The sequence below is a fragment of the Paenibacillus sp. ACRRX genome (assembly GCF_022346885.1).
Lineage (GTDB): Bacteria > Bacillota > Bacilli > Paenibacillales > Paenibacillaceae > Paenibacillus_B.
In genome coordinates this window covers 20987-34612 of sequence record NZ_JAKRNK010000011.1, presented here as the reverse complement: position 1 = coordinate 34612, position 13626 = coordinate 20987, and the positions used below count along the sequence as shown (strand labels likewise).

Genomic DNA, 13626 nt, shown 5'->3' with positions numbered 1-13626 from the left:
GGAACGATTAAGATGGTATTGATATGTCATGCAAGGAACAATGCCATAAAGGAGCTCATACCTTGAAATACGCAGTGTTACATCGTGGAGATGAACTATCTAAGCAATTATCAGACAAGTTCCACCAACTCGCTTCCGAACATCGTTTAGTTCCGGATGACATCCAGCCTGAGATCGTCATCTCCATCGGAGGAGACGGCACGATGCTTCAAGCGTTCCACCGTTATATGAACCAACTTGATTCCATCGCTTTTGTCGGGGTCCATACCGGGCATCTTGGCTTCTATGCCGATTGGAAGGCTAATGAGATTGAATTGCTCGTAAAGCTCATGTCTGAGCATGCAGTAAAGGACGTAATCGGTCCACGCATCGTGAAGTACCCGTTGATCGAACTTAGCATTAATGTCGATGAAGGCATTTCACAGACTTATATCGCACTTAATGAATTTACAATAAAGGGTGTAGATGGTACAGTTGTCGCACAGATCGATATTAACGATCAACTGTTTGAAATGTTTCGAGGAGATGGTATTTGCATTTCTACGCCTTCGGGAAGTACTGCCTATAACAAGAGCTTGGGTGGCGCAATGGTCCACCCGTCCATCGAGTCCATCCAGCTTGCTGAGATTGCTTCGATTAATAACCGAGTATTCCGTACGTTAGGATCCTCGATAGTGCTGCCCAAACATCATCATTTTGATATTTATTCCCGCAAACAGCAACGTTTGCTGCTGACGATTGATCATGTCAATGTGCCATTAGAGAACTTAAGATCCGTACGCTGCCAAGTTGCTGATCAGAAAGTCACCTTTGTACGGTACCGGCCATTCCCATTCTGGAATCGGGTACGTGGCGCCTTTCTGGGATATGACGAGCAGCTATAATTATGTATACGTGTTCATACGGCAACAGCCCTGCATCGCGCCATTAGGCGTGAACAGGGCTGTTGCTGTATTGAATACGAGATTATGTCCGTACTTCCTCAACTGGTCGCGTTGCATCAGCAGGTCGTGTAAGTTGATCATTCCCTTGCTTGCTCGAGTTCGCATTGGGCTGTTGGCCTGCATCAGACTGTGCACCCGGATTAAACTTATTTGGCTTCGTCCGGTTGCGCTGACGGAACGGCTTCTGACGATCCGGCTGCTCTGGACGTTCGGCTTTATCAGGCCGTTCGCCGCGCGCCTGACGATCCGTACGTTCAGGACGCTGAGGTCGGTCTGGGCGCTGCTGACCGGGACGTCCTTGACGATCTGGACGCCCTTGGCGAGCTTGGCCTTGACCGTGGCGTTCTGCTCGTTCCGGACGAGCTTGACGCTCTGTACGACCTTCTTCACGCTCATCTGCAGGAGCGGATGCCCCAGAGCCTTGAGCCGACTGTCGCGACTGCAAAGCAATACCTTGCCGCTGCTGAGCAGGTGCACCAGTATCCTCAGCTGTCGCCGCCCCTTCCAGTTCCGCCTCTGACTCCCATTCTTGAGGTGGAATGCTTGTACCTTCTTTATGTGCTGTCTTCTCAATGATGAAATAAGCACACCCAAAGTTACAGTATTCGTTAATGTAATCCATCATGCTGGATACAGACGATTCCTTTGTTGACTTTGGATGTCCCTCTTTAAAAAATCCCTTTAGGCGAAGCTGATTGTATCCCCAATCACCCAGAATATAATCATAACGTTCCAGCACTTCACTGTAACGATCCCGGAACATCTCCGGGTTCCATGCTGTCCGATGTTCATGGACAAGCTCGTAAGTCTTCCCACTGATATGAATCACTGCCGCTATTCCTCCTTCCCCGTTCATTCAACCTCTAGGTGAACAACGGCGAAGCGCGTCCCTTCAATCTTGCTGCACAATTGACTGCTCGTTACGCTCTTGCAGCCAACTTATCATTTGCAGACTTGACCTGCTCATGCGCATGATAAGAGCTGCGGACAAGCGGTCCCGATTCAACGTGGCTGAATCCGCGCTTGAGCCCTTCTTCTTTTAATTGGGCGAATTGTTCTGGTGTGTAATATTTCTCAACAACTAGATGCTTAGGTGTCGGCTGCAAATATTGCCCAAGCGTTAAAATATCGACATCATGTGCACGTAAATCATCCATCGTCTTTAAGATCTCGTCCCACTCTTCGCCTACACCAAGCATAATGCTGGACTTTGTTGGGATCTTCGGCTGCATTTCCTTCGCACGACGAAGCAATTCCAACGTGCGGCTATACTTTGCTCTAGCCCGAACACGATCCGACATCCGTTCTACTGTCTCAACATTATGGTTCAAAATATCAGGCTTTGCATCCATGACAACTTGCAAAGCGTCTCGATTTCCCATAAAGTCAGGAATTAGAACTTCCACGGAGCAGAAAGGCAACCGCTTGCGAACTGCCTTTACTGTAGCAGCAAAGATAGAAGCTCCGCCATCCCCTAAATCATCGCGGGCAACCGAAGTAATAACCGCATGCTTCAAGCCCATCTTCTCAGCAGCATCGGCAACGCGTTCAGGCTCTTGGAGGTCCAATTCAGTTGGCATGCCTGTATTCACGGCGCAAAAACGACAAGCGCGAGTACAAATGTCCCCAAGAATCATGAACGTCGCCGTGCGATTCGCCCAGCATTCGTATATGTTCGGACAGCGCGCTTCTTCGCAGACCGTGTGTAATGTCTTAGAGCGCATCATATCTTTAATTTCTGTGTAGTTCTCGCCAGTGGTCAGTTTGATGCGTATCCAGTCGGGTTTTTTCTCCCCTTGTTTCTTCATGAAGTCTACCTTCTTTCTCTGTTCGCTTAACCTTGACCTAATTCAGTATTATATCATGAATGGTTAAAAATCCATACCTCTCTTGAACAAACTGTTCTTGTTCGGATAAGAATGAAATAACCGCACATCCTAACGATAAGAGCACATATTTTCTGGAAGGGTGGTACAGATCTTGAAACGCTTTATTGTCCTTTTAACCGTGTATTTTCTTGTATGGGGCTCTTCTTCAGCATTAGCAGCAGCCAGTAGCCATGCAAACTTAGTTGAACAAAAATCGCAGAATAGCCACAGTAATCCGCACGGAGCAAGGCTTCAGGAACAAGGCCCACATTCAAGCGAAGTATCGGCTAACCCATATCAGGCACGGCGGCACATCTATGACAAGTTAAGCACAGTAACTGGCATCCCTTGGTATCGTCTGGCTGCCATCGATCAATATGAGCGTACGATGACAATTGCCAATCCAAAAAAAAGAAAAACAGCAAGTAATCCTGTCATTGGCGTCGTCGTTGAACCGCCAAAGTGGGTCGGCATGTTGAACCCTGATCTGGAAGATGATAACCCTAAATCCATCCAATTGTTTAAAGGAATCGGCAAAGATGGTTCAGGGGATGACCGTGCAAATCTGAACGACGATACTGACTTATTGTACAGTGTCGCATCTTTTATTGGTTCGTTCGGACCGCATAATGACGACTTTGCTATCGGTCTTTGGAATTACTACGAGAACAGCAGGGCTGTCCAACGTATAATTCAATTTTCACGACTGTACGAACATTTTGACCGCATTCAAATTAATGAACGCGCTTTTCCATTACCTGTAACCGCCACATATGCTTACCGGAGTACATGGGGGATGGGTCGCCACTATGGGGGATTCCGTATTCACGAAGGGACGGACATCTTCGCTGGTCATGGTGTTCCCGTACGAAGTACTTGCTATGGTATCATTGAAGTAAAAGGTTGGAATCGTTTAGGCGGATGGCGCATTGGTATTCGCGATATCAACAATCTATATCACTATTACGCCCATTTGTCAGGATATGAAAAGCAAATAAAGCAAGGCGATATTGTAAGTCCCGGGCAAATCATCGGGTGGGTGGGAAGTTCCGGTTATGGCAAGCCTGGCACCTCGGGCAAGTTTCCTCCCCATCTGCATTTTGGGGTCTATCGCGACCGTGGATTGATGGAGTATGCATTTGATCCTTACCCTTCCCTGAAAAAATGGGAACAAGATGACAAACGCAAGGAGCGCGCGGCTCGTAAGCATTCTGTTAAAGGAAAATCCTCCTGATAGAGCCTACACTTTCGCCGCAGCGAATCATCAAAAAGGCTAACTCCCCCAGTCCATGTCATGGACGGTGAGTTAGCCTTTTACTATTATAGGTTAATGGTTAACATCACCCTCACCGCTCCCTGACGAGATCGTCCCATCTGTGACTCGATCCTGCTTGTTCACGGGCTGTGAATTGTTCGGCTGCACGCTGACACCTTGTCTCCCACTTTGTTCTTGCGTCCCGTTGGAAGCATCTGAATCCGGATTCAAAGGCGGCAGTGCGAGCGATGGAGCCTGATCTTTATTCTGACCAACAGGCTGGCCTTTGCCATCATAATAATACATAGGAACATCACCGACGACGAGTAAGTACGAGATCGGAATTTCCGTTTCTACCACCTCAGGCTCTGAGTCAAACGGTATTACGATTGCGACTTCCTCCACCACCTTAATAAATACCTCAACAAGCACCATATTAATGCCCACATTCATTGGCCTTGTATTCAGTTCCACCTTAACGGCACCCTGCGGCTCCATCTTGATCGGTATGCGGGGGCCAAAAGAGGCAATGAGCGTACTTCCAAGCGCTTGACCCAACGGAATATGATCACGGAACTCCTCTACCTCATGCAGAGCGTTCTGTACAATGCTAACTGTCTCCGAGGTAATGCGCATATGCTCGTTATAATTCAGGATAAAACTCGTCACTTTCCCTCGATTATCGGTCTTCCACTCCACAAGCTTATCCAACTGACGTCCTTGCGTTACCTGATCAGAGATTGCTTTATTAATGGCTTGGGTCGCCATCTGTTTAACTCGTATTTTTGCGAGATGCATAAGTGGAGGGCGAAGATGGCGGTCTACGTATACAAATAATTGAACAGTCAGTACGATAAAAATGAGAAACGCAATAAACCATATCCGTCTGCGACGCTTCGGCTTCGGCGGGTGAGATTTCCAACCAGCACCTCCATGACGTGCCGAGCGCTCTCCTTGCGGTGGATCTGCCTTTTCATGCGCGGCGGCACGGCTAAACGATTGCGAGTGCCAACGCACCCGCTTGGCACGCGGCTGCGTCCAAGCAGTACCATTTAACCAACTGCCACCCGCCCGTCCCCACTTGCGTGGCCGCTTCGTCCCTGGCAAACCTTGCAGCAAGCGCCGTAAGCCGGAACTTTGTCCCCATCGCATGAGCATTCCTCCCATCCCCGTCCGTTCAGTCATGCATGGCCTGTACGTTTAATATGTATGCTTGCACAGGTTGTACCATTCATTTCATGGGAGGGTCGAAAGTTGAAATTCAACTGTATCGGTACAGTTAGTATAGGAAGCGATTGCTACTTCCAACTAACCCATGTAGAGTAAAATCTATATCGTAGCTGCCCTAATACGAATTGAAATACTTAACCTCAAGGAGTGAGCGAATTGAAATCTAATACACATATGGGGAAAGCTTACACTGCAGCTGTACTTAACGCTCTAATTATCGGACTGTCATTTATGTTCGTAAAGCTGGCGCTAGAGTTTGCAAGTCCACTTGATACGCTGGCCCACCGCTTTACGATCTCTTTTGCAGCAGCCATTCTGCTCATCGTTTGCCGCGTTATAACGGTGAATATCCGTCTGCGTGATATTTTAGCCATTTTACCGCTCGGTTTGTTATACCCTGCTTTATTCTTCGGCTTCCAAAGCTTCGGATTGTTACACGCCTCCTCGTCGGAAGGGGGCATATTAATGGCTGCCGTGCCGATCTTTACGTTATTTCTGGCTTCCGTGTTTCTCAAGGAACGAACGAATGCGTGGCAAAAATTATCTGTGTCCGTCTCGGTAGCGGGTGTAATTTTTATATTTGTAATGCAGGGGGCATCCATTGATCTCACTCATCTGTCTGGATTGCTGCTGCTCTTATTGTCTACCCTATGCATGGCAGGGTACAGCGTCATGGCGAGGCCGCTTGCAAAGAAATACAAGCCGATGGATATTACTTTTATTATGCTAGCTATTGGCTTTGTCAGCTTTAATGCAGCTGCGCTCGGCAAACACGCCATCAGCGGAACATGGTCACAATTTATCGAACCACTAGCAAACCCGACCTTTTTATTGTCCATTGCTTACCTTGGCATCTTGTCTTCCCTTGTCACAGCACTGACAACCAATTATGCTCTTTCCAAGATGGAAGCTTCCAAGATGAGTGTATTTGGAAACCTGGGTACGCTCGTGACGATCATTGCCGGAGTCATTTTCTTGGGGGAACCGTTATTTTACTATCATATCATCGGCGCTATTATGATCTTGGCAGGTGTATTAGGTACTAACTTGCTTGGCAGCAAGACACAACTCCCTACTTCCAAAAAGACAGCATCCATGTAAGGGCAGTAATCCTGTACGAAATGTGATTATGCAGTCATTGAGATACTAATGATGATTAATATGAACGCTTCCCTTAATAAATCGGCGATCGCTCTCCCGTTATGTACTGGAAAGCGATCGCGCTTCATAAACAACTTCCATTAGTCCATTTAACAATCAGTGAGCTTGTTCAGCACAGCTTGTAAGTCCAAAGCCGCTCCCTCGTAAATCTAGCCAGCTTTTCGGGCTTATCAAAGGAATCGCCTACCAAGTGATGAAATTGCGACCTATGGGATCTGATCGCCGCCTGCTTCTGCGACATATATTGGCTGACATCATTTGTGATATCCGGCTGGCCAATGATCTCCTTACAGCCTTTGGACAACGCTATACATTGTACAATAGGCCGAGTGTCCGCTGCTATACGCGCCACGGTACGAACAACAGCCGCACCTGTAGCATCATGATCGGGATGTACGCTGTACCCCGGATAGAACGTAATAATCAGCTCCGGCCCCAGTTCCTCAATAGTCGCCAGCAGTCGTTCATCCAGACGCTCCTGATCTTCGAATTCAACCGTTTTGTCATGTAGTCCCCACATACGCAGATCTTGTATGCCAATGTTCCGGCAAGCTTCTACCAGTTCCTGCTTTCGAATCGATGGAAGTGACACTCTGTTGGCAAAATGCGGTGTGCCCATATTACGTCCCATCTCCCCTAAAGTAAGACATATATAGGTTACACGGGCCCCTTGTGCGATATTTGCAGCCAAAGTTCCTGCTACGATCCCCTCATCATCTGGATGCGGGAGCACGACTAAAATGTGTTGGTATGACTCCATGTTAACACTCCTTTATTTCATTTTTGATAGTGTTCGAACTCAGTGGCAGTTCGTTTACTGTGTCATATGCAGTGTCTATTACTGTCATTCAGTTGCTGTTCCGAATGGCTTTGTGCTTAATTGCAATCCGACCACGAGCTTACCTTCTTGATCGTGCCCGGCCATAATCAATTGCTCGTTATCGCTATCATCCCAGTGAGTCAAACCTTCCGAATACACCCAGCCTTGCTCTGTCTTCAATCCCACTCGATAAGGTCCATTTCCCGTAATCAGGCCATGAGAATAACGAATAATCACATTACTTATAAAAGTAGACGCCGTAAGCTTAGTGCTATCTTGATGAGAGGCATAAGCCCCCGTTGTCATTTCCAGATGGAGATAAATATCTTGTCCCTTATATGCATCAAGACGACGTTGTACAACTTCAGTATGGATTGATTTCATGTTGCCTACCTCCGACAAACAAATTCAGCCCCCTTGCTCATAAGCAAAAGGGGCTGTTCATAGCTATACATGTTCTTTATTTATCTTAAAGGAATTAGTTATAAATGAAAAGTACCCCAAGTATACTTACTCGACTTTAAATCGAGCAGCGGTGCTAGCCAGTTCTTGTGTCAGGTTGTCGATTGTTTCAATCATTCCTGCCAATTGCTGCACCATAGCCGATTGATCTTGCACAGTCGCCGTTACTTCCTCTACCGATGCAGACACTTCTTCTCCCGATGCGGACAAGCTTTGCGCAGAATCAAGCACCTCGTCTTTATCTTTCTCCATACTGGCTACTTCCAACGCCATAGACTTAATTTGATCCGTAATATCTACTACGTATTCCAATATGTCTTTAAACGATTGCTGTGTTTTGCCTACGTATTCGTCCTGAACTACGGCAATCTGCTGGATATCGCTTACGCTTTGATTGTTCTCTTCTACCTGAACTAGCGTCTGTTCAATAATCGCGTTAATCTCATTTGATTGCTTTGAGCTCTGCTCAGCCAACTTACGAATCTCACCTGCAACAACACTGAAGCCGCGGCCATGCTCACCAGCTCGCGCCGCTTCAATAGAAGCGTTTAATGCCAACAGATTGGTTTGGCTTGCAATATTTGAGATCGCTCCCGTAATTGCTCGGATGTGATTGGAGCTTTCCGCCAACATTTGAGTAGTCATCGAAATTTTCTTCACTTCTTGCTCATTGCGATTGTTAATTTGGAGCAATTGATTAATGATCTCGTTGTTCACATTAAATATTTCAATAATCGCTTCCGCACGTTCTTTAACTGACTGGGAGCGATTATTAATATAAACAATTTTATCGCCTAATCCGACAAACTTGGCCACAATGTGCTCCGTATCATTCGATTGGGATTCCATCGCCTTAGCAATTTCCATCGTGGTTACCGATGTTTCCTGCATGGAGCGTGCGGCCGTTTTCGATGATTGATCCAATTCGTTTGTACTGTTATTTAACACTTCGATCGATTTGTTCATGTTATAGATCAGCTTCTTATTTTGATAAGCCATCACGTTGAAGCTGTTTGCCAGTTCCTTAAACTCACTGTTATACTTTCCGTCTGCACTTACGGTCAAGTCTCCTGACGCCATTTGCTTAAATAAATTCATCAATCTGACGATAGGTGATGTTATCGCTCTCGACAATACAATGCCGGCTACGACAGCAATAACGATCGCAATTAACGTAATGACCATAATGTTGCCCATAAGCACGTCCAACGGTTTCTTGATATCTTGATAACTATCCTCCACTACCACGGTCCAATCGGCAATCGGGATTTTGGAATAACGAATATATTTGTCCGGATGATCAATATCACCGCGTAATATTTTGCCCTCCGTATGCTCCAGCATAAGCTCGTTTAAGTAATCCGCCTCTGACGGCTTGCCTACTTTAGAAGGGTCTTTTGAATGGTAAACAAGAGTTCCCGTACGGCTGGCGATGTAGATTAAACCTTCGTCATTTATTTGGATATCCTGCAGCATCTCAACTACAGCAGCCGTATCTATCGTACTGATATACACCCCAAGGACGTCGCCAGCGTCATTTTTCACTGGTTCAGCTGTCACCACAATTAATGAATCAGTGCTTTTGGATACTAGCACATCGCTTACAAAGAACTCTCCCTTAATCGCCTGTCTGAAATAATCTCTGTCTGCACGATCGTCTCTGACCGATTCTACATTGCTGCTTGCCACAATAACACCGTTCGTATCAATAAGCGTCAGTGATTGTTTCTCTTCTGCGCCTAACAAACTTTTGGCTAAAATATCATTTGCTTTTGTGTAAAGTTCATTTTGTGGAGAGAAAAATTGCTTATCTGTCATGCTGTTATTGTTTCGAAGCTCTAATAACTCTTTAAAGGTATCGTGTACAGCCACCAAATAGGTTGTCTGCTGCTCCATTTGAACCATAGATAGTAGGTTTTCCCCTATCCGGTCAGCATTGGCCTGCATTTCATCCTTGCTTTTGTCCATGAGCAAGCCTGATCCAAACGAATACATAAATATACTTGCACTGACTAACGTACATACGACTAATGCACTAATAAGTACAGGCAATTTTATTCGCAGAGACAATTGCGAATAAAACTTAAATGGGTTTTTTACTTTTATTTGCATCGTGGTGTAACCCCCCAGTAATCTAGTCGAATGCTGTTCAAACATTCTTCAGTTCATATATCGGAACAATTTAGGACTTTCGTTATAAGTAATAACGAACTACTTCTTTCCAAATGCAAAAAAGACCGTAATCCGCATAGAATTACTGCGAACATATCCTGTCAATCGTTGTGTATATGATCTGAATGATGTCTAGTTATCTGATACATCACTTCGATCATCACCTTTAAACAAACTAAAGCCGTCCATCCCCATCAAACATACTATGGGGGATGGACGGCTTCGGATCTGGAGCAAATCCTATATTTATTACTAGTTTTCGCACTCTACTGTAAATGAATGAAACCTAGTCTCGCAGCCGTTATTCGGTGTCGGACTACAGCAATAAAGTCCAATCTGTACAGACTTGCCAGGCTCCTCAGCATGGAGATGAGCGATACGCAGCTGCTCCCATTTGCCATCACTTTGACTAGTAGCAGCATATATCGTGTAATCGTCATTTCTCCGTTCGATTCGAAATGCTAACCGTTCAGTGTTAAGATCATTGGGGTAATTACGGGTAGACCAATCCGAGTACCCATTATTGGTCACAACTGCGCCCAAATGAGAGGGCCCTTCTGGTATATATTCAAGGGAGGTCTTTAACCAGCAGTTTTCGGACAGCATCACAAAAAGTCCCGCTTGATCGTATGTTGACTCTGGATTGATGCTTAACGATACCTCTGCTGTAAGGTCTGTATCATATTCATCGTAAAATACATGTCCATTCATAACCTCAAAACCGTAGTGGGTCTTGAGCCAAAAATCACTCTCTCCTGCTGACCGCACCAGCAAATCTTGACCTTCCACTTTCCACATAGGCGGCTCATTCCATATTTTCAACTGATCAACAGCTTCGGGAACATAAGATACTTTTCTCATACCGATAACAACCTCCCAGCTAAATCTTGATGTCTTTAGGTCTATAACCTCTATTCATAACTTTATCATTTCTAAGATACTCAATGCAGCACCTATTAGGATGACCAATACAGGTCGATGGGGCTATAGTTGCCGACACGTGTGACGATAACTACCTGCGCTTCCTCCTGATGGACTACTGTAACTCCTTCTCCTTCTATCCTGACCGGCATCGGGCTATATAGCTTAAACTGCTGTATGCCAGTTGTTCGGAATACAATCGTCCAATGGCTATTTTCCTTATGTAGTTCATAAGAGGCATTCGCTTCGAGCAATATTGGAGGCGCCTCCTGCACGCTGGTTCGTAGAATGCTACCCTCTTGTAAGCCTGCCTTTATTGTATCTAGCTGCATTCCATATATATCCGAGTCAAGTGCAAAAGTTTGCCCTGTAAAAGGTTTGTCAGGTTCTAGAATATTACCTAGCGTATTTGTTAAAAAAGTCCCCGCGTCCCCATCATATAACTGTGGTTCCATTGCTTCAGGGAAACCAATATGAACGCTTTTCTCGGACCAAGTATCGCTTAGTGCAGACAAATTGCCAATCTGCTGATAGGTTGGCCATAAAAATAGAAAACCTGCCATCATTAACATGCCGCATAGAATGCAGATCGCCGTCGTGACTCCATACCTCGATTCCAATTTCCCCAATTCTCCCCTCTTTATCTAATTAAATAGATGCATGAGAGAAGCATTTAGTTTTAAAAACATGATAATTATTGCATAAATTTTAAACTTTATAAATGTCAGTTCCAATTAAAGGAGGACATTAGTGGCCAGAAAATGATGACCAAAATGCGCGCTCAATCCAATGTAATAATCTTCCACACTTTCTTTCTGACCTTCTCTAAGGTATAAGTCCGATTTCTAGTATTCTCTTCCCACTGCCCATTATTTTTTCAAACCTTTGATAAGGTGGATCCATGACATAATAATAAATCTCGCCATCTTTTGGCATGACAAACGTATCATCAAACTTTTGTTTATCTTTGTCCAGAACAGCCGTTAAGTTCTCTTCAAGGATTTCGGCTATTTCACGTTCCGTCGGATCGTTAAAACTTGAACTTTGAAAAAGAACACCTGTTTGAAAAGTTGGAGCAGGACTGATTTGATCAGGATTATTGGATAATGATGGACTCGTACACGAAGAGAGAAGTATTCCAAGACAAATCATGAAATAGGCAGTCCTTTGAAATGCCATCTTAAATCCTCCTAATATTCAATACGAACGGATAATACGGCATAAGGGTGAACTATTGCTGCGGATAAGTTTGTAATCGGAGGGGAGGAGCGAGAGAATGGAAATTGATCGAGATAGATTCGAAACTTTCCAGTCCCTGTCTGGTTTAGGATGCTCGTTTGAAACGTCAGATGGAACGCTCTAATCGTGTCGACGCTAAATATTCGCAACATTGTCTGGCTTGGTTTCGTTATTTAGACAGCTAGGAATACGAGAACACAATGTCTAATAAGAAATATATGTTTGTTTTTTGTTTTTTCGTCCTTACATTTGGTAATATATGAAATTCACTACTTTTGGAGGTTATATAATGAGTAAGAATCATCAATTTATATCGATATTATTTTTAGGTATATGCCTTCTTTTAAGCTCATGGTTGATATCACAATCTTTAAAAACAAAACACGTTGATTATGTCGAGACACCGAGCAAGCAAGCATCAGCACAAAACGTACAGAACAGGTTTGAATTCATCAAGATAGCAAATGATTACTTTATCATTTTCGATAAGCAAACTAGTGATTATTGGGAAAAGGTTGGTTCCTCCGAATGGCAAAAACAGAAATCCATTTCACAAGCGAGATAATAATCAGTAAATCAACAGCAAGTTTTAACAGGACCATTTCTATATTTATCTATAGATTGAAGGATTTGAATATATAGAAAACCCTTACACTATAAGGGTTTTCTGTAATAAATTTATCTCCTACAATAACATATAATCTGCCTCAAAAAAGACAGCATAAACCACCGCGGAACGGTTAATTTACTTGTAAAAATACCGTTGACGCATCGCCTCATACAGCAGCACCGAGGTTGCCATCGCCACATTAAGCGATTCAGCCTGCCCGCGCATCGGGATAATGACGGCGTCATCGACCAGTGCCTGTACCTGCGCAGACACCCCTTTACCTTCATTACCTACGACCAGCCAGGTCGGGCCGGTAAAGCTGTGCTCATAGCAATTCGCTTCGGCCTGCAAGCTTGTGCTAACTACACGCACATGGTGCCTCTTCGCCTCTGGAATAAGTTCCTCAAGATCTCCCTCAACTACAGGAAGATGGAACAAAGAACCCATTGTGGAGCGAACCGTCTTACTGTTATACAGATCAACCGTCCCTCTACCGACAACAACACCAGTTGCACCTACTGCGTCTGCTGTACGTATTATCGTACCCAGATTTCCCGGGTCCTGCACACCATCAACAGCTACAACCAGTGCCTGCTTGTCTTCGAATAAGTAACGCCAGTCCGTTGCAGGCTTCTTCATGACCGCAAATAAGGGCTGCGGGGTCTCCGTATCCGTACATTTGCGAATAATCGCATCTGTCACACCGATCCATTCGACCTCCCCCTCATTCGCAGCAGCCAATCGTAACTCGTTAGGAATGCCCTTATCCATATCATAAACAACACATTCCACTGTACTTTGGGAACGCAATGCTTCCTGAACGAGATGTACGCCTTCAGCAATAAAGCGTCCCTCGCGGCTGCGATGCTTCCGCTCTTGCAGCTGCGTCCATTGCTTAACACGCGGATTATGCAAAGATGTAATTGAATTTATACTCATGTTGT

14 protein-coding genes are annotated in these 13626 nt (G+C 45.0%); 4 read left to right on the top strand and 10 right to left on the bottom strand.

Features of this window, described 5'->3' with window-relative positions; translation table 11 throughout:
- Positions 1–62: 62 nt before the first annotated feature.
- The gene (locus MH117_RS23775) at positions 63–884 is read left to right on the top strand and encodes an NAD kinase (RefSeq protein WP_239333173.1); all 822 of its coding nucleotides are present in this window, start codon (positions 63–65) and stop codon (positions 882–884) included.
- Between the two features lie 82 nt (positions 885–966).
- Here the strand turns inward: MH117_RS23775 and MH117_RS23770 are convergent, their stop codons facing one another.
- Together MH117_RS23770 and lipA are read right to left on the bottom strand one after the other, a co-directional pair.
- Complete coding sequence (locus tag MH117_RS23770; RefSeq protein WP_239333171.1) at positions 967–1773, bottom strand: YutD family protein; 807 nt, start codon at positions 1771–1773, stop codon at positions 967–969.
- Positions 1774–1864: 91 nt separating this feature from the next.
- Positions 1865–2794, bottom strand: a complete 930-nt coding sequence (lipA, locus tag MH117_RS23765) for a lipoyl synthase (RefSeq protein ID WP_285109210.1) — start codon at positions 2792–2794, stop codon at positions 1865–1867.
- A 130-nt stretch (positions 2795–2924) separates the two neighbouring features.
- On the opposite strand from lipA, the gene MH117_RS23760 reads away from it, so the two are divergent.
- Complete coding sequence (locus MH117_RS23760) at positions 2925–4046, top strand: M23 family metallopeptidase (RefSeq protein WP_239333167.1); 1122 nt, start codon at positions 2925–2927, stop codon at positions 4044–4046.
- 93 nt (positions 4047–4139) lie between these two features.
- Here MH117_RS23760 and yunB read toward each other — a convergent pair whose 3' ends face one another.
- Positions 4140–5219: a sporulation protein YunB gene (gene yunB / locus MH117_RS23755; protein ID WP_239333165.1), complete on the bottom strand. Its 1080-nt coding sequence runs from the start codon at positions 5217–5219 to the stop codon at positions 4140–4142.
- Between the two features lie 252 nt (positions 5220–5471).
- Here yunB and MH117_RS23750 point away from each other — a divergent pair, with 252 nt between their 5' ends.
- Positions 5472–6398, top strand: a complete 927-nt coding sequence (locus tag MH117_RS23750) for a DMT family transporter (RefSeq protein ID WP_239333396.1) — start codon at positions 5472–5474, stop codon at positions 6396–6398.
- Positions 6399–6567: 169 nt separating this feature from the next.
- Here the strand turns inward: MH117_RS23750 and bshB2 are convergent, their stop codons facing one another.
- The 6 genes from bshB2 to MH117_RS23720 all read right to left on the bottom strand — a co-directional run bounded on the left by bshB2 (position 6568) and on the right by MH117_RS23720 (position 12012).
- The gene (gene bshB2 / locus MH117_RS23745) at positions 6568–7218 is read right to left on the bottom strand and encodes a bacillithiol biosynthesis deacetylase BshB2 (protein WP_239333163.1); all 651 of its coding nucleotides are present in this window, start codon (positions 7216–7218) and stop codon (positions 6568–6570) included.
- An 84-nt stretch (positions 7219–7302) separates the two neighbouring features.
- Positions 7303–7662 (bottom strand): YojF family protein, encoded by a 360-nt coding sequence (locus tag MH117_RS23740; protein ID WP_239333161.1) that lies wholly within the window; start codon positions 7660–7662, stop codon positions 7303–7305.
- Between the two features lie 126 nt (positions 7663–7788).
- A complete protein-coding gene (locus MH117_RS23735; RefSeq protein WP_239333159.1) occupies positions 7789–9852 on the bottom strand; it encodes a methyl-accepting chemotaxis protein in 2064 nt (687 codons plus the stop codon).
- Positions 9853–10164: 312 nt separating this feature from the next.
- Positions 10165–10773, bottom strand: a complete 609-nt coding sequence (locus MH117_RS23730) for a DUF1349 domain-containing protein (RefSeq protein WP_239333157.1) — start codon at positions 10771–10773, stop codon at positions 10165–10167.
- 95 nt (positions 10774–10868) lie between these two features.
- Entirely contained in the window at positions 10869–11462 is a 594-nt protein-coding gene (locus MH117_RS23725; RefSeq protein ID WP_239333155.1) for a hypothetical protein, read from the bottom strand.
- Between the two features lie 196 nt (positions 11463–11658).
- Positions 11659–12012, bottom strand: coding sequence for a hypothetical protein (locus tag MH117_RS23720; RefSeq protein ID WP_239333153.1), 354 nt, complete (start codon positions 12010–12012; stop codon positions 11659–11661).
- Positions 12013–12361: 349 nt separating this feature from the next.
- Here MH117_RS23720 and MH117_RS23715 point away from each other — a divergent pair, with 349 nt between their 5' ends.
- Entirely contained in the window at positions 12362–12637 is a 276-nt protein-coding gene (locus tag MH117_RS23715; protein ID WP_239333151.1) for a hypothetical protein, read from the top strand.
- 180 nt (positions 12638–12817) lie between these two features.
- Here the strand turns inward: MH117_RS23715 and MH117_RS23710 are convergent, their stop codons facing one another.
- A complete protein-coding gene (locus MH117_RS23710; RefSeq protein WP_239333149.1) occupies positions 12818–13621 on the bottom strand; it encodes a TrmH family RNA methyltransferase in 804 nt (267 codons plus the stop codon).
- Positions 13622–13626 lie beyond the last annotated feature (5 nt).

What these genes read in the sequence shown, in the direction of transcription:
- MH117_RS23730 (WP_239333157.1), bottom strand. Translation starts at nt 10,773, where the DNA reads ATGAGAAAAGTATCTTATGTTCCCGAAGCTGTTGATCAGTTGAAAATA.
- MH117_RS23715 (WP_239333151.1), top strand. Translation starts at nt 12,362, where the DNA reads ATGAGTAAGAATCATCAATTTATATCGATATTATTTTTAGGTATATGC.
- bshB2 (WP_239333163.1), bottom strand. Translation starts at nt 7,218, where the DNA reads ATGGAGTCATACCAACACATTTTAGTCGTGCTCCCGCATCCAGATGAT.
- MH117_RS23720 (WP_239333153.1), bottom strand. Translation starts at nt 12,012, where the DNA reads ATGGCATTTCAAAGGACTGCCTATTTCATGATTTGTCTTGGAATACTT.
- MH117_RS23735 (WP_239333159.1), bottom strand. Translation starts at nt 9,852, where the DNA reads ATGCAAATAAAAGTAAAAAACCCATTTAAGTTTTATTCGCAATTGTCT.
- MH117_RS23750 (WP_239333396.1), top strand. Translation starts at nt 5,472, where the DNA reads ATGGGGAAAGCTTACACTGCAGCTGTACTTAACGCTCTAATTATCGGA.
- MH117_RS23740 (WP_239333161.1), bottom strand. Translation starts at nt 7,662, where the DNA reads ATGAAATCAATCCATACTGAAGTTGTACAACGTCGTCTTGATGCATAT.
- MH117_RS23710 (WP_239333149.1), bottom strand. Translation starts at nt 13,621, where the DNA reads ATGAGTATAAATTCAATTACATCTTTGCATAATCCGCGTGTTAAGCAA.
- yunB (WP_239333165.1), bottom strand. Translation starts at nt 5,219, where the DNA reads ATGCGATGGGGACAAAGTTCCGGCTTACGGCGCTTGCTGCAAGGTTTG.